The sequence below is a fragment of the Micromonospora sp. NPDC047812 genome, assembly GCF_040704175.1.
Lineage (GTDB): Bacteria > Actinomycetota > Actinomycetes > Mycobacteriales > Micromonosporaceae > Micromonospora.
On sequence record NZ_JBEYRY010000002.1, the window covers coordinates 985,460 to 1,003,262 of the forward strand.

Here is a 17,803-nt window from a genome sequence, read left to right on the forward strand (position 1 = left end):
CTACCCCCCGTGACCCGCCGCTGCCGCCGCGTTGGCCGCCACCGGCAGTGCGGCGGCGATCTGCTCCAGAGCGGCGTCGTCCAGCGCCGCAGACACGAACCACGCCTCGAAGGCGCTCGGCGGCAGGTAGACGCCGCCGGCGAGCATCGCGTGGAAGAACGCCTTGAACGCCGGCACCTGCTGGGTGCGGGCGCTGTCGTAGTCGACCACGTCGGCGTCGGTGAAGAAGATCGAGAACATGTTTCCCGCGTACGACAGCCGGTGCGGGACCCCGGCGGCGGCGAGCGCGTCGGCGGCGAGCCTGCCCACGACGGCGGCCGTGTCGTCCAGCTTGCGGTAGAGCGCGTCGTCGGCCAGCCGCAGGGTGGCCAGGCCGGCGGCGCAGGCCAGCGGGTTACCGGAGAGGGTGCCGGCCTGGTAGACCGGGCCTGCGGGGGCCAGTCGCTCCATGATCTCCGCACGCCCGCCAAACGCCGCGGCCGGCAGGCCACCCCCCATGACCTTGCCGTACGTCCACAGGTCGGCGTCGGAGGGGTCGAGGCCGTGCCAACCGGCGCGGGAGACCCGGAACCCGGTCATCACCTCGTCGACGATGAGCAGCGCGCCGTGCGCGTGCGCGATCCGGGCGAGCTGGGAGTTGAAGCCGTCGCGCGGGGCGACCACGCCCATGTTGCCGGCGGCGGCCTCGGTGATGATCGCGGCGATGTGCTGGCCCTCGGCGGCGAACGCCTGCTCCACGGCGGCGACGTCGTTGTACGGCAGCACGATCGTGTCGCCCGCCGCCGCGCCGGTCACCCCCGGCGAATCGGGCAGGCCGAGGGTCGCCACCCCCGAGCCGGCGGCGGCCAGCAGGCCGTCGGAGTGCCCGTGGTAGCAGCCGGAGAACTTCACGATCCGGGGTCGGCCGGTGAAGCCGCGCGCCAGCCGGATCGCCGACATGGTGGCCTCGGTGCCGGAGTTGACCAGCCGGACCTGCTCGACCGGGGTGCGGTCCACGATCTCGGCGGCCAGCTCGACCTCGCCCGGAGTGGGGGTGCCGAAGCTCGTGCCCCGGGTCGCGGCCGACCTGATCGCGTCCACGACCTCCGGGTGCGCGTGACCGAGGATCAGCGGGCCCCAGGAGGAAACCAGGTCGACGTAGCGCCGGTCGTCGGCGTCGTAGAGCCAGGGCCCCTCCCCCCGGACCATGAAGCGCGGCGTGCCACCGACGGCACGGAACGCGCGCACGGGGGAGTTCACCCCGCCGGGCACGATGGCCTTGGCGCGGTCGAACAGGGCCTCGGAGGCCGGTGCGTCGGCCGGGTAGCGGCCGGATCCGGCGGGAAACATATCGGTCACGATGCCGCCATTGTGTCAGCGTCGGGCGGCGAATCGGCAGGCACCCCGCACCGGGGTTACCAGGCTCACCCGGGCCGGCCCTCACCGCCGTCCCGGTAGCGTCGCTCCGCCGTGCGGGCGTACCCGTTCCCGCCCCTCCCCGAGCATGTCCGGTCCCGGCCTTGCGGGGCGTACCCGTTGCCTGCCGTGCGGGGTGTGCGCCCGCTCCCCTTCGGCGCGGAGGCGCGTCCACTCCCGGCCGTGCGGAGCATGCCCACTCCCGGCCGCGCGGCGTGTGCCCGTCCCCGGCCGTGCGGCGTATGCCTGTCTCCGGCCGCGCGGCGTGTGCCTGTCTCGGGCCGCGCGGACTGTTGCCTGTCTCGGGCCGTGCGGCGTGTGCCCGTCCGTCCCTGGCCGCACGGCATGTGGTCTTCCACGGCAGCGCGGGCGGGTCCGGTTCGGCCCTGCGGGGCGGGGCGGGCTGCTGTCGCCCTGGCGCGGGGGGGGGGCGCTTCCGTGCTCGGGAGCGTGGTCGTCGCGCCCGGTCGGCTCGGTCGCCACCGCTCGACGGGCCGGGTGGTCCGGATCGCGCTAGGCTGACCCGGTGGATCGTGCCGAACTGTCCATCACGCTACACCGGACGGGCGACGAAGCTGTGCTTCGCCTGGCCGGTGAGATCGACATGCTCACGGCCGCCCAGCTGTCGACCGTCGTCAACGAGGTCCTCGCCGATCCGCCACCGCGCATCGTGCTCGACCTCGGCGGGGTCACCTTCTGCGACTCCCAGGGCCTGGGCACCCTCGTCGTGCTCAGTCGTAAGGCCAGTCACGCGCAGAGCCTGTTGATCCTGACCAACGTCGGCGACTTCCTGCTCCGCGTCCTGGACATCACCGGCCTGCGCAGCGCCCTGATGATCCGCAACGACCAGACCACGGGCTGACTCCCCACCACCCCACGCGTCGACTCCCCGCCCAGACGACAGCGGCCTTCCCGTCCAGACGACGGGTTGAGGCGATCTTGGCACGAAACGGCCCCTCCGAGGGCCGCCAGCTACCAAGATCTCGCCGCCCACGCCGCCACCCCCGCCCGGCGCGTCCACACGCTCCGCCCACCCAGCGTCGATCATGACGTTAGCCCGGACAATCCGGCCATTCCGCCAACCTCATGATCAACGGGCGAGGCCGGAGACCGGGTCCGGTCCCGGGTTAGGCCGGAGGGCCCGCCGTGGGTCAGGGCCTGTCGGTTTGGGCGCTGACCCGCGTGCCGTGGTCACCTTCATCCAGGGCGGGTCGGTGGGTGGTCAGGGGGTGTTGCCCCAGCGGGCCTGTTCCAGGACCCGCACCGCTCGGTCGCGGGAATCCTGATCGTCCAGGCGCAGCATCGCGGTGGCCTCGTCGACCGCGTCGGTCAGCACCCGCAACTGCGCGTCCCGGTCCCGCACCAGATCCGACTGGGCCGCGAGCTGCCGGGTCTTCACCCACAGCTCGACGAAGACCGACACCTTGGCGCGCAGCACCCACGGGTCGAACGGCTTGGTCAGGTAGTCGACCGCGCCGACCGCGTAACCGCGTAGCGCGAGCTGGGCGTCCCGGTCGGCGGCGGTGAGGAAGATGATCGGCACGTGCCGCGTACGCTCGCGCCGCTTGATGTGGCTGGCGGTCTCGAAGCCGTCCATGTCCGGCATCTGGGCGTCCAGCAGGATCACCGCGAAGTCGTCGACCAGCAGCTGCTTCAGGGCCGCCTCGCCGCTCTCGACGGCGACGGACTGGACCGGCAGGCCCTGGAGAATCGCCTCCAGTGCCATCAGGTTCTCCCGGCGGTCGTCCACCAGCAGCGCCTTTGCCATCTGGGTCACGAACTCTCCTCGGTTCGGCTGCCGCTGATCCAGGACGACATGAGTTCGATCAACTCGTCCAGGTCGACGGGCTTGGTGATGTAGTCACTTCCCCCGGCCGCCAGCGCCGACTCGCGGTCGCCGGGCATGGCCTTGGCGGTCAGGAAGACGATCGGCAGGTCGGCGAACCGGTGGTTGCGCCTGATCTGTCTGGTCGTCTCGTACCCGTCCTGATCGGGCATCATCGCATCCATCAGGACGATGTCCACCTCCGGATGCTCGGCCAGCAGGCGGACGCCGTCCGCCCCGTTGTCCGAGTACAACACGGTCAGGCCGTGCAGTTCCAACGCGCTGGTCAACGCGAAGACGTTCCGGACGTCGTCGTCGACGATCAGCACGGTGGCGCCCTCCAGCCGCCGGGTGGCCGGCGTGGAGGCCGGCTCGGGCAGCTCCGGCGGCGGCATGAGCAGCGACGACGGCAGTCCGGCCCGCGCCGGTGACGGCGGCAGCGGCGCGACCACCGCGTCCGGGGCGAGCACGTCCGGCACGAAGAGGGTGAACGTCGAGCCCTGGCCGGGCGCCGACGCCACCACGATGCTGCCGCCCAGCAGCCGGGCCAGGTCCCGGCTGATCGACAGCCCCAGCCCCGTGCCGCCGTAGCGACGGCTGGTGGTGCCGTCGGCCTGCTGGAACGCCTCGAAGATCAGCGACAGCTTGTCGTCGGAGATGCCGATGCCGGTGTCGACCACGGTGAACGCGATGACCTGCCGCGCGTTGGTCAGGGCCGGCACGTCGAAGACGGCGCTGTCGGGCGCCGGCGCGATCCGCAGCGTCACCGCCCCGTTGTCGGTGAACTTGACCGCGTTGGAGAGCAGGTTGCGCAGGATCTGCTGGAGTCGCTGGGCGTCGGTGACCAGCGCCTCCGGCAGGTCCTTGCTGATCCGCACCTGGAAGTCCAGGCCCTTCTCCTCGGCCTGCGGCGCGAACGCCTGCTCCACGTACCCGCGGATCTCGTCGAACCGGACGGCGGTGGGCTCGACGTCCATCCGCCCCGCCTCGATCTTGGACAGGTCCAGGATGTCGTCGATCAGCGACAGCAGGTCGGAGCCGGCGCCGTGGATCGTCCGGGCGAACTCGATCTGCTTCGGCGTGAGGTTCTGCTCCGAGTTCTCGGCCAGCAGCCGGGCCAGCAGCAGCAGCGAGTTCAGCGGCGTACGCAGCTCGTGGCTCATGTTGGCCAGGAACTCCGACTTGTACGCCGACGCCCTCGTGAGCTGCTGGGCCTTCTCCTCCAGGCCGAGCCGGGCCAGCTCGATCTCCCGGTTCTTCGTCTCGATGTTGCCCTTCTGCTCCGAGAGCAGCTGCGCCTTGTCCTCCAGTTCGGCGTTGGTGCGCTGGAGTTCCGCCGACTGCTCCTGCAACTCGTGGGCGAGCCGCTGGGACTGCGCGAGCAGTTCCTCCGTACGCCGGTTGGCCTGGATGGTGTTGACGGCGATGCCGGTGGTGAGCACGAGCCGCTCCAGGAACGACAGGTGCAGCTCGGAGAAGGCCGCCACGCTGGCGAACTCGATGACCCCGAGCAGCTCGCCCTCGAAGAGCACGGGCAGTACGACCAGGTCGGCCGGCGGAGTCTCGGCGAGCCCGGAGCGGAGCATCAGCTTGCCGTCCGGCGCCCCGCCCATCCGGATCGTGCGGCGGGACAGGGCGGCCTGGCCGACCAGCCCCTCGCCGGGGCCGAAGGTGACCTCGTGCCCCCGGGCGACGTAGCCGTAGGAGGCGGTCAACCGCAGCCGCATCACGCCCTCGGACGTGTCCGCCAGGAAGAACGCGCCGAGCTGCGCGTCGACCAGCGGGGTCACCTCCATCATGATCATGCGGCAGACCTCGCCCAGGTCGCGCTGCCCCTGGAGCAGGCCGCCGATCCGGGCCAGGTTCGAGTCGAGCCAGCCCTGCTCGGCGTTCTTCTTGGTCGTCTCCCGGAGGGTGACGATCATCTGGTTGATGTTGTCCTTCAGCTCGGCGACCTCGCCCTGCGCCTTGACCGCGATCCGCTGGGTCAGGTCGCCCCGGGTCACCGAGGTGGAGACCTGCGCGATGGCGCGCAGCTGGGTGGTGAGGGTCGAGGCGAGCTGGTTGACGTTCTCGGTGAGGTCCCGCCACGTGCCGGAGACGCCCTTGACCTGGGCCTGCCCGCCCAGCTTGCCCTCCGAGCCCACCTCGCGCGCGACGCGGGTCACCTCGTCGGCGAACGACGACAGCTGGTCCACCATCGTGTTCACCGTCGACTTCAACTCCAGGATCTCACCCTGGGCGTCAACGGTGATCTTCTGCGACAGGTCGCCCTTCGCGACCGCCGTGGTGACCGAGGCGATGTTGCGCACCTGCGACGTCAGGTTCGACGCCATCGAGTTCACGTTGTCGGTCAGGTCCCGCCACGTACCCGAGACGCCCTTCACCTGGGCCTGCCCGCCCAGCTTGCCCTCCGTGCCCACCTCGCGCGCGACGCGCGTCACCTCGTCGGCGAACGACGACAGCTGGTCCACCATCGTGTTCACCGTCGACTTCAACTCCAGGATCTCACCCCGGGCGTCCACCGTGATCTTCTGCGACAGGTCACCCTTCGCCACGGCGGTGGAGACCTGGGCGATGTTGCGCACCTGGGCGGTCAGGTTGGACGCCATCGAGTTCACGTTGTCCGTCAGGTCCCGCCACGTGCCGGCGACGCCGCGCACCTGGGCCTGGCCGCCGAGCTTGCCCTCCGTGCCCACCTCGCGGGCCACCCGCGTCACCTCGTCGGCGAACGACGACAGCTGGTCCACCATCGTGTTCACCGTCGACTTCAACTCCAGGATCTCACCCCGGGCGTCGACGGTGATCTTCTGCGACAGGTCGCCCTTCGCGACCGCCGTGGTGACCGAGGCGATGTTGCGCACCTGCGACGTCAGGTTCGACGCCATCGAGTTCACGTTGTCGGTCAGGTCCCGCCACGTACCCGAGACGCCCTTCACCTGGGCCTGCCCGCCCAGCTTGCCCTCCGTGCCCACCTCGCGCGCGACGCGCGTCACCTCGTCGGCGAACGACGACAGCTGGTCCACCATCGTGTTGACGGTGTTCTTCAGCTCCAGGATCTCGCCCTGGGCGTCGACCGTGATCTTCTGCGACAGGTCGCCCTTCGCCACCGCCGTGGAGACCTGGGAGATGTTGCGGACCTGGCTGGTCAGGTTGCCGGCGAGCTGGTTGACGTTCTCGGTCAGGTCGCGCCAGGTGCCGGAGACGCCGCGCACCTGGGCCTGGCCGCCGAGCTTCCCCTCGATGCCGACCTCGCGGGCCACCCGGGTCACCTCGTCGGCGAACGACGACAGCTGGTCCACCATCGTGTTGACGGTGTCCTTCAGCTCCAGGATCTCGCCCTGCGCCGCCACGGTGATCTTCTGCGAGAGGTCGCCCCGGGCCACCGCCGTGGAGACCTGGGCGATGTTGCGGACCTGGGCGGTCAGGTTCGACGCCATCGAGTTGACGCTGTCGGTCAGGTCCTTCCAGGTGCCGGCCACGTTCGGCACGTCGGCCTGCCCGCCGAGCTTGCCCTCGGTGCCCACCTCGCGGGCCACCCGGGTGACCTGCTCGGCGAAGAGCCGCAGGGTGTCGGTGAGGTAGTTCATCGTGTCGGCCAGCTCGGCGACCTCGCCGCGCGCGCTGACCGTGATCTTCTGCGACAGGTCGCCCTTGGCCACCGCCGTCGCCACCTGGGAGATCGACCGCACCTGACCGGTCAGGTTCGAGGCCATGGTGTTCACCGAGTCGGTGAGGTCCTTCCAGGTGCCGGCGACGCCGCGCACGTCGGCCTGGCCGCCGAGCTTGCCCTCGGTGCCCACCTCCCGGGCGACCCGGGTGACCTCGTTCGAGAAGGACGAGAGCTGGTCGACCATCGTGTTGACCGTGCGGCCGATCCGCAGGTACTCACCGCGCAGCGGCCGGCCGTCGATCTCCAGGGCCATGTGCTGAGAGAGGTCGCCGTCGGCCACCGCGACGATGACCCGGGCGATCTCGGTGGTCGGCCGGCCCAGGTCGTCGATCAGCGAGTTGACCGCCCGTTGCCCCTCGGCCCAGGAGCCGTCCAGGCCCTCGTCGTCCAGGCGCTCGGTGAGCCGGCCGTCCCGGCCGACGATCCGGCTGATCCGCCGCAGGTCGAGGTACTGCCGTTCCTGGAGCGACACGACCTCGTTGAAGGCGTCCGCGACCTCACCGGCCCGGCCCGCCCGGCGGGGGAGCCGGACCTTCAGGTCGCCCCGACGCACCCGCCGCAGCGCCTCGGTCAGCTCGCCGAGGAGCGCCTCGTGGTCGGGCGCGGACTGGTCCACGGTCGCCGACTGTTTCGTGGTCATCATTCCTCGCTCAGCTCGGGGCCACCGGCTCCTGCCGACACCGGCCATCCCACCATTGTGCCCGTGGCCTCGTCCGCACCACCTCCACGCGCCCGACCACCCCTCCCCGAACTGCCCCCACCGCGCCCCGCCAGGCCGCGGCCCGAGGGCCGATCATGCAGTCGTGGTGCCCGACGAAACGGGCCGAACATCACCGATCGCCCACCCCAACCGCATGATCGACGAGGCGGGAGAGCGGAGGGCGGGGGCGCCCGTACGGGGATCGGCTTGGCACCCGCGCGGGTGGCGGTGGAGGATACGGGGGTGTCAGCGGAGGCGGGGCCCGCGGCGACCGGGGGCCGAGACGAGCACGTCCGGCGCGTCCGGCTCCCCGCAGACCGGCGTACGCCAGCCGCGGCGCGGGCCCTCGTGCGGTCCGTCCTCACCGAGGCCCACCTGGACGAACTGGCCAACGAGGCCATGCTGCTCACCACCGAACTCTCCACCAACGCGGTGGAGCACGCCCGCACCGAGCTGGACGTCGAGGTGGTCGCCGACCCGGTCGGGATCACCGTCACCGTGTCCGACTTCGCTGCCGGCCCGGTGGAGGAGCTGACCGTCGGGGTACGCAACGACGCCACCGACATCGACGAGGTCTCCGAGCGCGGCCGGGGGCTGCTGCTGGTCGACCACTTCGCCAGCCGCTGGGGCACCACCTACCTGCCCACCGGCAAGGGGGTGTGGTTCCGGCTGGACCTGCCCGGCCGGGCCACGGCCGCCCGGCACCCCGGGGTGCCCGCCGCGGCGACCGCCGGGGGCGGGGCGCCGGTGACCCCGGAGAGTTCCGCGCCGAGCGCCGGGGCGATGAGCGAGCTGATGCAGACCACCCCCGACCCGTACGCCGAGGACCCGCTGCCCGACTTCGCGACCAGCCTGCTCACCCGGGTGGCGGAGATGGTCGGCGCGGCGGGCGGGGTCGTGCGGCTGGACCGGGGCGACGGGCAGGGCACCCAGGTGCTGGCCCGGTACGGTCGCCAGCCCCGGCCCGGCAACGAGCTGCTCCGGGTGGCGCTGGCCGTGCACCGGCCGTACGCCGGCGAACTGGAGCTGGACGCGGCGCCGTCGGCGTACGCGCGACCGTTGGCCGTGCTGATGGCCGAGCGGCTCTCGCTGCATCTGGAGAACGACCGGCTGCGCCGGGCGGACGTCCGCCGGCAGGCCTGGCTGACCTTCCTCGCCGAGGCGAGCGAGCTGCTCGCGCAGTCGCTGGACGTCGAGTTGACCATGGCGCTCGTCCCCCAGCTCGTGGTGCCCCGGCTCGGGCAGTGGTGCGCGGTGCACACGACCGACGAGTGGGGCCGGCTCCGTCTCGCGGCAGCCAGCCACGCCGACGAGTCGGTGCTGCCCCAGCTGCACCAGGTGCTCGAGGAGACCGGCCCGGACTCGGTCCAGGCCCGGCTGCGCGAGGCGTCCCGCAACGGCACCCAGATGCCGCTCGGCGCGCCGATGGAGGGCTTCGCCGTCCCGCTGATCGCGCGGGGGCAGCGACTGGGCACGCTGGCCGTCGGCCGGCACCAGCGCCACCGGCACGACCCGGACGAGGTCGCCGTGCTGGAGGACGTCGCCCGGCGGGCGGCGCTGGCGATCGAGAACGCCCGGATCCACGCCGAGCGCCGGCGCGTCGCGCACACCCTCCAGCAGTCGCTGCTGCCGCCGGTGCTGCCCGTGGTCGAGGGCATCGGCTTCGCCGCCGAGTACGTCCCGACCGGCGGCGACGCCGACGTCGGCGGCGACTTCTACGACGTGGTGCCCCTGCCGGACGGCCGCTGGCTGGTGGTGATCGGCGACGTCTCGGGCAAGGGGGTGCAGGCGGCGACGGTCACCGGCCTGGTCCGCGACGTCATCCGGGTGCTGGTGGGCGACGGCAAGCCGCTGCCGGAGGCGCTGGCCCGGGTCAACGAGACGCTGATCGAGCGGGGCGGCGGGCGCTACTGCACGCTGGCCCTGGCGGCGGTCGGCCCCGGCGACGGCGACCAGCTCGACGTCTCCCTGCACCTCGCCGGCCACGACCGGCCGGTGCTGCTGCCCGCCGGCGGCGGGGCGCGCTTCGTCGGCACCGGGGGCACCGCCCTCGGCCTGCTCGACTCGATCGCCTCCCCGACGGCGGAGGTGCCGCTCGACCCGGGCGACTCGCTGGTCTTCTACACCGACGGGGTCACCGAGCGGCGGCGCGGCCGGGAGCTGTTCGGCACCGACCGACTGCGCGACGCCGCCGCCCCGCTGGCCGGCTACCCGGCCGACGTGATCGCGGCCCGGCTCCGCTCGACCGCGATCGGCTTCTCGATCGAGGCGCCCCGCGACGACATCGCCATCCTGGTGCTCCGCAACGACGTCACCTGAGCGCCGGTGTCAGCGCCGGCACGGGTCGCGGTGTCGCTGCTCTACCTCGCCGGCCTGGTCGCCGGGCCGCTGCTGGCGGTCCACGCCGTGGTGCTGCTGGCCCGGGACCGCTCGGCGATGTCCCGCCGCACGTGGCGGGTGCTGCTGGCCCTGACCGTGGGCGCGGTGATCGTGGCCGCGAGCCGCTTCACGCCGATCGGCGCCGACCTTCACCGATGGTGGATGGACTGAGCCACGCGCGACCCCGGCCACTCCCCGCCGCCCTCTCGTCCGCTCGCGCCGCGAGCTGCCGGGGCGGTCACAGGCCGCCGGGCAGGCGGCCCGGGGCGAGGCGGTGGTGCGGGTCGAGGTGCTCCTTGGCCGCGCGCAGCCGGGCCAGCCCGGCCAGCTCGCCCCACAGGTCGACGGCCCGCCGGACGGCCGGCGGCGCGGAGACCACCACGCACCGGCCCTGCCGGGCGAGGAGCACGCCGCGGACGGCGGCCAGGATCGACGCCACCCGGTCGGGTGACATGGCGCCGGGCAGGGCCGCGTGCACCACGCCGAGGCCGGCGGAGCCGCGCACCGGGACAGGGCCGCCGGCGGCGTCCCGCAGCGCGTAGACGGCGGCGTGCAGGTCGGCGATCGGCACCTCGATCCGCAGCGCCGTGTCGCCGGGGCCGAACGGGTAGCGCCGCCACCACTCGGGCGCGGCGTGGCTGGCGGCCGTGCCCGGGCCGAGGAGCGCGACGAGCCGGTCGGCGCGCTCGGCGACGTCCGCCGGGCCGCCCTCCAGCAGCACCACCAGCCGCCCGGCACCGGCCGGGCCGCCGCGGACGCGCCCCGCCATGGACGGGTGCGCGGCCATCGCGGCGGCCCGGGTGCCCTGGCGCGGCCGGGGTCCCGCGCCGGCCGGCAGGTCCAGCTCGACCGCCGCCGGGTCGAGGCGCGCGGCGAGCACGGTGCGGATCAGGTCGTGCACCTCCAGCGGGGTCCACACCGGTCGGCTGACCCAGATCCGGCCGGCCGGGACGGCGTGCACCCGCAGGGTCGCGGAGACCAGCACGCCGAGCGCCCCCTGCGAGCCGCAGAGCAGCCGGGCCAGCTCCAGGCCGGCGGCGCCGCCCCCGGCGTCGACGAGTTCGCCGTCGGCGTCGAGGTAGCGCACCCGGACGAGCTGGTCGCAGGGGCTGCCGTGGCGGTGCCGCAGCGGTCCCGCCTCGCCGGCGGCGAGCACGCCGCCGAGGGTGGCGCCGGGCGAGGGGGCGTCGAGCGCCAGGCGCTGCCCGGTGCGGTCCAGAGTGGCCTGCACCGCGCGCAGCGGGGTGCCCGCCCCGACCTCGGTGGTGGGCGCGCCGACCGGCTCGTGCCCGATCCCGGCGAGCCGGCCGGTGTCGAGCATGATGTCGACCCGGTCGGGGGCGGCACCCCAGTCGATCTTCGTGCCGGCGCCGCGCGGCACCACCGTCAGGTCGTGCCGGGCGGCGAGCCGCAGCACCTCGGCCGCGGCGTGCGCACCGCCCGGGACGGCCACCCAGCGGGCCGGGCGGCCGGCCACCTCGTCGGCGGGGCCGGCGAAGCGGGCGAACGGCGGGCCGCAGATCTCGGTCAACCGCCGGGTGATGTCGAGGGCTCCGGGCCGGTCGGTGGAACTCGCTGCAGCCGCCATGCCGGCCATCGTACACATGTTCGAAAGGTGTGACGGCGGGTCGCCGTCGAGGCCGCGCGGCGGGCGGCGCGCGGCCGGTAACGTGGCGCCGTGACCACCGAGACCCCCGCGCCCACGGCCAAGCGGGTGCCCAGCGAGCGCACCCACCACGGCGACACCGTCGTCGACGAGTACGCCTGGCTCACCGCCAAGGACGACCCGGAGACGATCGCCTACCTGACCGCCGAGAACGCGTACACCGAGGCCAGGACGGCGCATCTCGAAGGGCTGCGCGCCGACCTGTTCGAGGAGATCCGCCGGCGCACGCAGGAGACCGACCTGTCGGTGCCCAGCCGCAAGGGCGGCTACTGGTACTACACCAGGACGGTCGAGGGCCAGCAGTACGGCGTGCAGTGCCGCCGGGCGGTCCGGGACGGCGAGACCGAGCCGCCGGTCAGCGCGGACGGCGCGCCGCTCGACGGTGAGGAGGTGCTGCTCGACGGCAACCTGCTCGCCGAGGGGCACGACTTCTTCGCGCTCGGCGCGTTCGACGTCAGCCCGGACGGGCGGTGGCTGGCCTACTCCACGGACTTCTCCGGCGACGAGCGGTTCACGCTGCGGGTCAAGGACCTCTCCACCGGCGAGCTGCTGCCCGACGAGGTGCCCGACACGTTCTACGGCACCGCCTGGTCCGCCGACGCCTCCGTGCTGTTCTACGTGACGGTGGACGAGACGTGGCGCCCGAACCGGGTCTGGCGGCACACCCTGGGCACGGCGTCCACCGAGGACGTGGTGGTCTACCAGGAGGACGACGAGCGGTTCTGGGTCGGCGTGGAGCTGACCCGTTCGGAGCGGTTCATCCTCATCGACGTGCACAGCAAGATCACCAGCGAGGTGCTGGTGATCCCGGCCGGCAACCCGACCGGCGCGCCGGCGTCCGTGGCGCCCCGGCGGCAGGGCGTGGAGTACACAGTCGAGCACCACGGGCACCGCTTCCTGATCCTGCACAACGACGGCGCGGAGGACTTCGCGCTCGCGTACACCTCGGCGGACGCGCCCGGCGACTGGGTGCCGCTCATCGAGCACTCGCCCGGCACCCGGCTGGAGGCGGTGGACGCCTTCGCCGACCACCTGGTCGTCTCGCTGCGCACCAACGGGCTGACCGGGCTGCGGGTGCTGCCCGTCGGCGGCGGGGACGCGTACGACATCGACTTCCCGGAGCCGCTCTACAGCGTCGGCCTGCAGGGCAACCCGGAGTACCGCACCGGGCAGATCCGGCTGGGCTACACCTCGCTGGTCACGCCCGACTCGGTCTACGACTACGACCTGGTCACCCGGCAGATGGTGCTGCGCCGGCAGAAGCCGGTGAAGCCCGGGCCGGACGGGCGGGCGTACGACCCGGCCGACTACGAGCAGCACCGCGACTGGGCGCTCGCCGACGACGGGACCCGGGTGCCGATCTCGCTGGTCTGCCGGGCCGGCACGCCGAAGGACGGTTCCGCCCCCTGCGTGATCTACGGCTACGGCTCGTACGAGGCGAGCATGGACCCGTGGTTCTCCGTCGCCCGGCTCTCCCTGCTGGACCGGGGCGTCATCTACGCCGTGGCGCACATCCGCGGCGGCGGCGAGCTGGGCCGCCGCTGGTACGACCAGGGCAAGCTGCTGGCCAAGAAGAACACCTTCACCGACTTCGTCGCCTGCGCCCGGCACCTGGTCAAGGCGGGCTGGACGACCAGCGACCGGCTCGTGGCCCGGGGCGCCTCGGCCGGCGGGCTGCTGATGGGCGCGGTCGCCAACATCGCCCCGGACGCGTTCGCGGGGATCGTCGCGCAGGTGCCCTTCGTGGACGCGCTCACCTCGATCCTCGACCCGTCGCTGCCGCTGACCGTCACCGAGTGGGAGGAGTGGGGCAACCCGCTCGCCGACCCGGAGGTCTACGCGTACATGAAGTCCTACACGCCGTACGAGAACGTGCGGGCGGTGGACTATCCGGCGATCCTCGCGGTGACCAGCCTCAACGACACCCGGGTGCTCTACCACGAGCCGGCGAAGTGGGTCGCCCGGCTGCGGGCGGTCGCGCCGCAGGGCGACTACCTGTTGAAGACCGAGATGGGCGCCGGCCACGGCGGCCCCAGCGGCCGTTACGACTCCTGGCGCGAGGAGGCGTTCGTCAACGCCTGGATCCTCGACCGCCTCGGCCGCGCCTGAGCCGGGTCGGGAAGGGCCCTCGCCGACGAGGGCCCTTCCCGACGCCCGCTCACCCCAGCACGCCCGCCAGCACCGCCGGGTCGACGTTGCCGCCGGTGACGACGGCGACCGTACGACCGGGCGGCAGCTCGGCGGCGCGGAACAGCCGGGCGGCCACGGCCACGGCGCCGCTCGGCTCCACCACCAGGCGGGCGTCGCGCACCAGCCGGCCCATCGCGGCGCGGATCTCCTCCTCGGTCACCGTGACGATGCGGTCGAGCCGGGCCCGCAGGTGGGCGAGGGTCAGCTCGGACGGCGGCAGGCGCAGCCCGTCGGCCATCGTCCGGTAGGTGCGCTCCTCGCCCCAGACCACCACCGAGCCGGCCGCCAGCGACTCCCGGGCGTCGGCGGCGAGTTCCGGCTCGACGCCGATCACCGTCGCCGCCGGCCGCAGGGCGGTGACCGCGGTCGCGACGCCGGAGGAGAGCCCGCCGCCGCCCACGGGCACCAGCACCACGTCGACGTCGGGCAGGTCCTCGACGATCTCCAGCCCGACCGTGCCCTGCCCGGCGACGATCCGCCGGTCGTCGAACGGCGGCACCAGCACCGCGCCCGTGGTCGCGGCGATGCGCTCCGCCTCCGGGCCCCGCTGCGGGGGCGGCACCAGCAGCACCTCGACGCCCAGCGCCCGGATCCGGTCCACCTTCGCCGCCGGGGCGCCCTCGGGCACCACGATCCGGCACGGCACGCCGGCCGCGCGGGCCGCGTACGCCAGCGCCAGGCCGTGGTTGCCCGAGGAGTGGGTGACCACGCCGCGCGCCCGCTCCTCGGGCGTCAGCCTGGCGATTGCGTGGGTCGCGCCGCGCAGCTTGAAGGACCCCACCGGTTGCAGGCTCTCCGGTTTGAGCCACAGCTCCGCGTCCCAGCCGGTCCGCAGCAGCGGGGTACGCAGCACGGTGCCCGCGATGTCGGCGGCGGCGTTCCGGACGTCGGTGATCGAGACCAGCTCCATCGCCCCATCCTGCCCGAGCCGGGGGACGCCGACAGTCCCGTGTCGTTCCGGTCGGGACGGCGGGGACGGCGCGGACGGGCACCTAGACTGCCGGAGTGACCGGGGGCGACGGGGTGGACGACGAGCCGGCCGGGGACGTACCGGCGGCGGGGTGGCGGGCGGCGGCGCGCGACCGGCGCGTCTGGGCGATCCTCGCGGTGGTCGCGTTCCTGCTGGTGTGCTGCTGTTCCGCCGCCGCCGGGACGCTGCTCGCGCTCGCCACCGGCCTGTTCGCCGCCTGACCCGGCACCGGGGCCGTGTCGCGGCTCAGGTCGCGCGCAGCTCCTCCACGGCCGTGCCCGCGCGCAGGAAGAGCAGGCCCACGCCGACCGTCACCAGCACCCCGGCCAGGGCGCCGGCCCCGAGCAGGGCAAGCTGTTCCAGCGGTACGTCGGGCGGCACGGTCACCTCCGGCATCTCCACGACCCGGGTGTAGCGCGCCCGGGTGGCGGGGTCGGCGCAGAGTTGCGCGGTGGCGTCGCAGACCTCGTCGTAGTGAATTGCGGTCGGCGCGCGGAAGAGCCCCCGGGCCAGCAGCAGGCCCACGGCGAGCGCGACCGCCACCGCCGGCACGGCCGGGGCCAGCGACTGCCAGGCGATGGACCGGCCGAGCGTGGACCGGGGCACCCCGGTCGCCACCAGGGCCGCGTACGCGCGCCGCCGGGCGGTGATCCCCTCCACCACCGCGACGACCAGCCCACCGGCGGCGACCAGCATGGCCACCGCCACCGCCAGGTCCACCAGGTCCATGGTCCGCAGGTAGAAGTCGCCGCCCACCAGTCCGGACCCGGCCCGCCGGCTCAGCTCTGCCGATGCCACGAAGTACTCCCGCAGCCCGGCCGCGCCCGCGCCGAGGAGCACCGCCGCCAGCAGGGCGGCGAAGGTGCGGCTGCCCGCCCACGGGTCGGCCATCAGCCGGCGGGCGGCGAGCAGCGCGGCCGGCCCCCGGGCGTAGCGGTGCATCGTCCGCCCGGCCATCCAGGAGATCCAGCCGGTGCCGACGACCACCCCGATCATCGCGGCCAGCCCGCCGCCGACGAGCAGCGCCGGCACCAGCCACGACGGTCCGTCGGCGCCGCGCCGGACGTACCAGCGGGTGACCGGTCCGACGGCGAGGAAGGCGACCAGCCCCGCGCCGATGAGGACGCCCGCCCAGGGCCGGGGGCCGCGTTCCCGGCGGTGCGTACGCAGCACGCCGAACGGGGTCGTGCTCACCCGGCGCAGCATCAGCGCGGTGGCCAGCGCCGCCACGACCGGCAGCCCCGCCAGCACCGCCGCCAACACGCCCGCCGGGGGCAGCACGTCGGTGGGGAGGACGAGCCGGCCCCGGGCGTCTGGCCGGTCGAACAGCTCGCGGCCGGCGAAGTAGACCGACGCGCCGGCCAGCGTGCCGAGCAGGCTCGCCAGGCCGGTCTCCAGCACGGCGATCCGGGTCACCTGGCCCGGGGTGGCGCCGGCCAGCCGGAACGCGGCCAGCCGGCGGTCCCGCGCCGGCGCGCCGAGCCGGGCGCACTGCCCGGCCAACGCCAGCACGGGAATCATGAGCAGCAGCAGGGCGAAGGCCGTGCCGCCGCGCAGCCCCGGCTCGACGAGCAGCTGGTTGGCGTACTGCTGGGACCAGCGGTTGCCGTTGCCGTCGGTGGCGGGCGGGGTGGGGATGGCCAGCACGGTGAGCGCGGCCAGGGCGGCGAGGGTGGCCAGGGCGGCGCTGAGCGCGGTCAGCGCCACCCGGACGGTGTCGGTGCGGGTGCCGGCCAGGGCGAGGCGTACCAGCGTCGACGGACTCACCGGCGGCTGCCCGGCAGCGGAATGTCGAGGCCGAGCCCGGTGTGGTCGACCATGCCGTCGCGGAGGATGACCTCGCGGTCGGCGTACGCGGCGATCTGCGGCTCGTGGGTGACCAGGACGACCGTGGTCCGCTGGTCGCGGGCGAGCCGGACCAGCTGGACGAGCACCTGCTCGCCGGTGAGCGTGTCCAGCGCGCCGGTCGGCTCGTCGGCGAAGAGCACCCGGGGCTCGGTCACCAGGGCCCGCGCCGTCGCGCAGCGCTGCTGCTGGCCGCCGGACATCTCGCCCGGCCGGACGTCGGCCAGGTCGGCCACGCCGAGCCGGTCCATCCAGGACAGCGCCGCCGTCCGTGCCTCCCGCCGCCGGGTGCCGGCGAGGAGCAGCGGAAGGGCGACGTTCTCGGCGGCGGTCAGCTCGGCGACGAGCTGGCCGAACTGGAAGAGCACCCCGAACTCGGTGCGCCGCAGCCTGGACCGTGCCGCCTCGGACCAGGTGTCGATCCGCTGCCCGTTCCAGCTCACCTCGCCGGCGTCCGGGCGCAGGATGCCGGCGAGGCAGTGCAGCAGGGTGGACTTGCCGCAGCCGCTCGGGCCGGTGACGGCGACGATCTCCCCCTCGGCGACGTCGAGCGTGACGCCGCGCAGCGCGGGTGTCCGCCCGTAGGCCTTGACCACGCCGCGAGCCTGAAGTTGCGTCACGAGTGCACCTCCCGGTGCCAGTCGGCGACCCGGCCCAGGGTGGTCTGCAACCACCGCAGGTCGGCGTCGAGATGGGCGATGGCGAAGTCGGCCGCGACGATGTCGTCGAGGCTGGCCGAGGGTGCCGTCTTCACCGCGGTCAGCTCGCGCAGCCGCTCGGTGTGGGCCTGCCGCTGGGCGACGAGGTAGGCCCGGGCCCGGTCCGCGTCGGCCACCAGCAGCGCCACGACCACCTTGGCGAAGAGCGTGCTGGCGACGTACGGCATCGGCGGCTCGACCTCGGCGAGCCACCGCTCCAGCGCGGCCCGGCCGTCGGCGGTCAGCGAGTACGCGGTGCGGTCGGGACCGCCCTCGCGTTCCTGCCCGGCGGGTGCCACCAGGCCGTCCCGCTGCAACCGGCCGAGAGTCGAGTAGACCTGCCCGAAGGCCAGTGGCCGGGCGCGGGGCAGGCGCTCGTCGTGGGCGCGCTTCAGCTCGTAGCCGTGCCGGTTGCCGGCGGCGAGGAGGCCGAGCAGCAGGTGCGGGGTGGACACCCGTGCC

Annotated in this window: 13 protein-coding genes; 5 read left to right on the plus strand and 8 right to left on the minus strand. The window is 74.0% G+C overall.

The features are described from left to right. Complete coding sequence (hemL, locus tag AB0883_RS12340; protein WP_366641252.1) at positions 1-1,338, minus strand: glutamate-1-semialdehyde 2,1-aminomutase; 1,338 nt, start codon at positions 1,336-1,338, stop codon at positions 1-3. A 583-nt stretch (positions 1,339-1,921) separates the two neighbouring features. Between hemL and AB0883_RS12345 the strand changes: the two genes are divergently transcribed. Next, on the plus strand, positions 1,922-2,257 hold the full coding sequence (locus AB0883_RS12345) for an STAS domain-containing protein (RefSeq protein ID WP_121397135.1): 336 nt from the start codon (positions 1,922-1,924) through the stop codon (positions 2,255-2,257). A gap of 360 nt (positions 2,258-2,617) precedes the next feature. On the opposite strand, the gene AB0883_RS12350 is transcribed toward AB0883_RS12345, so the two are convergent. Together AB0883_RS12350 and AB0883_RS12355 are read right to left on the minus strand one after the other, a co-directional pair. Next, positions 2,618-3,172: a response regulator gene (locus AB0883_RS12350; protein ID WP_121397136.1), complete on the minus strand. Its 555-nt coding sequence runs from the start codon at positions 3,170-3,172 to the stop codon at positions 2,618-2,620. Then, positions 3,169-7,536: a HAMP domain-containing protein gene (locus tag AB0883_RS12355; protein ID WP_366641253.1), complete on the minus strand. Its 4,368-nt coding sequence runs from the start codon at positions 7,534-7,536 to the stop codon at positions 3,169-3,171. The genes AB0883_RS12350 and AB0883_RS12355 overlap by 4 nt, the downstream gene beginning before the upstream one ends. A 300-nt stretch (positions 7,537-7,836) precedes the next feature. Between AB0883_RS12355 and AB0883_RS12360 the strand changes: the two genes are divergently transcribed. Beyond that, on the plus strand, positions 7,837-9,912 hold the full coding sequence (locus tag AB0883_RS12360; RefSeq protein ID WP_366641254.1) for a SpoIIE family protein phosphatase: 2,076 nt from the start codon (positions 7,837-7,839) through the stop codon (positions 9,910-9,912). A 6-nt stretch (positions 9,913-9,918) separates the two neighbouring features. After that, positions 9,919-10,143 (plus strand): hypothetical protein, encoded by a 225-nt coding sequence (locus AB0883_RS12365; RefSeq protein ID WP_366641255.1) that lies wholly within the window; start codon positions 9,919-9,921, stop codon positions 10,141-10,143. A gap of 67 nt (positions 10,144-10,210) precedes the next feature. On the opposite strand, the gene AB0883_RS12370 is transcribed toward AB0883_RS12365, so the two are convergent. Then, positions 10,211-11,560 carry an FAD-binding oxidoreductase gene (locus AB0883_RS12370; RefSeq protein WP_366641256.1) on the minus strand — a complete coding sequence of 450 codons (1,350 nt, stop codon included), beginning with the start codon at positions 11,558-11,560 and terminating at the stop codon, positions 10,211-10,213. A gap of 90 nt (positions 11,561-11,650) precedes the next feature. On the opposite strand from AB0883_RS12370, the gene AB0883_RS12375 reads away from it, so the two are divergent. Further along, positions 11,651-13,747 (plus strand): S9 family peptidase, encoded by a 2,097-nt coding sequence (locus tag AB0883_RS12375; protein ID WP_366641257.1) that lies wholly within the window; start codon positions 11,651-11,653, stop codon positions 13,745-13,747. Positions 13,748-13,796: 49 nt separating this feature from the next. On the opposite strand, the gene AB0883_RS12380 is transcribed toward AB0883_RS12375, so the two are convergent. Further along, the gene (locus AB0883_RS12380) at positions 13,797-14,738 is read right to left on the minus strand and encodes a threonine/serine dehydratase (RefSeq protein WP_366641258.1); all 942 of its coding nucleotides are present in this window, start codon (positions 14,736-14,738) and stop codon (positions 13,797-13,799) included. A 95-nt stretch (positions 14,739-14,833) separates the two neighbouring features. Here AB0883_RS12380 and AB0883_RS12385 point away from each other — a divergent pair, with 95 nt between their 5' ends. Next, a complete protein-coding gene (locus AB0883_RS12385) occupies positions 14,834-15,019 on the plus strand; it encodes a hypothetical protein (RefSeq protein WP_366641759.1) in 186 nt (61 codons plus the stop codon). A gap of 25 nt (positions 15,020-15,044) precedes the next feature. On the opposite strand, the gene AB0883_RS12390 is transcribed toward AB0883_RS12385, so the two are convergent. Genes AB0883_RS12390 through AB0883_RS12400 form a run of 3 tightly spaced genes read right to left on the minus strand, consistent with a single transcriptional unit; the run spans position 15,045 to position 17,796 of the window. Further along, positions 15,045-16,565: an FtsX-like permease family protein gene (locus AB0883_RS12390; protein WP_366641259.1), complete on the minus strand. Its 1,521-nt coding sequence runs from the start codon at positions 16,563-16,565 to the stop codon at positions 15,045-15,047. After that, positions 16,562-17,263, minus strand: a complete 702-nt coding sequence (locus AB0883_RS12395) for an ABC transporter ATP-binding protein (RefSeq protein ID WP_366641260.1) — start codon at positions 17,261-17,263, stop codon at positions 16,562-16,564. The genes AB0883_RS12390 and AB0883_RS12395 overlap by 4 nt, the downstream gene beginning before the upstream one ends. After that, positions 17,260-17,796, minus strand: a complete 537-nt coding sequence (locus tag AB0883_RS12400; protein WP_366641261.1) for a PadR family transcriptional regulator — start codon at positions 17,794-17,796, stop codon at positions 17,260-17,262. Before AB0883_RS12400 ends, AB0883_RS12395 begins: the two co-directional genes overlap by 4 nt. Positions 17,797-17,803: the final 7 nt, after the last annotated feature.

Excerpts from the sequence above, each read along its gene's own strand:
- AB0883_RS12355 (WP_366641253.1), bottom strand. The coding sequence starts at position 7,536 with ATGATGACCACGAAACAGTCGGCGACCGTGGACCAGTCCGCGCCCGAC.
- AB0883_RS12370 (WP_366641256.1), bottom strand. The coding sequence starts at position 11,560 with ATGGCGGCTGCAGCGAGTTCCACCGACCGGCCCGGAGCCCTCGACATC.
- AB0883_RS12380 (WP_366641258.1), bottom strand. The coding sequence starts at position 14,738 with ATGGAGCTGGTCTCGATCACCGACGTCCGGAACGCCGCCGCCGACATC.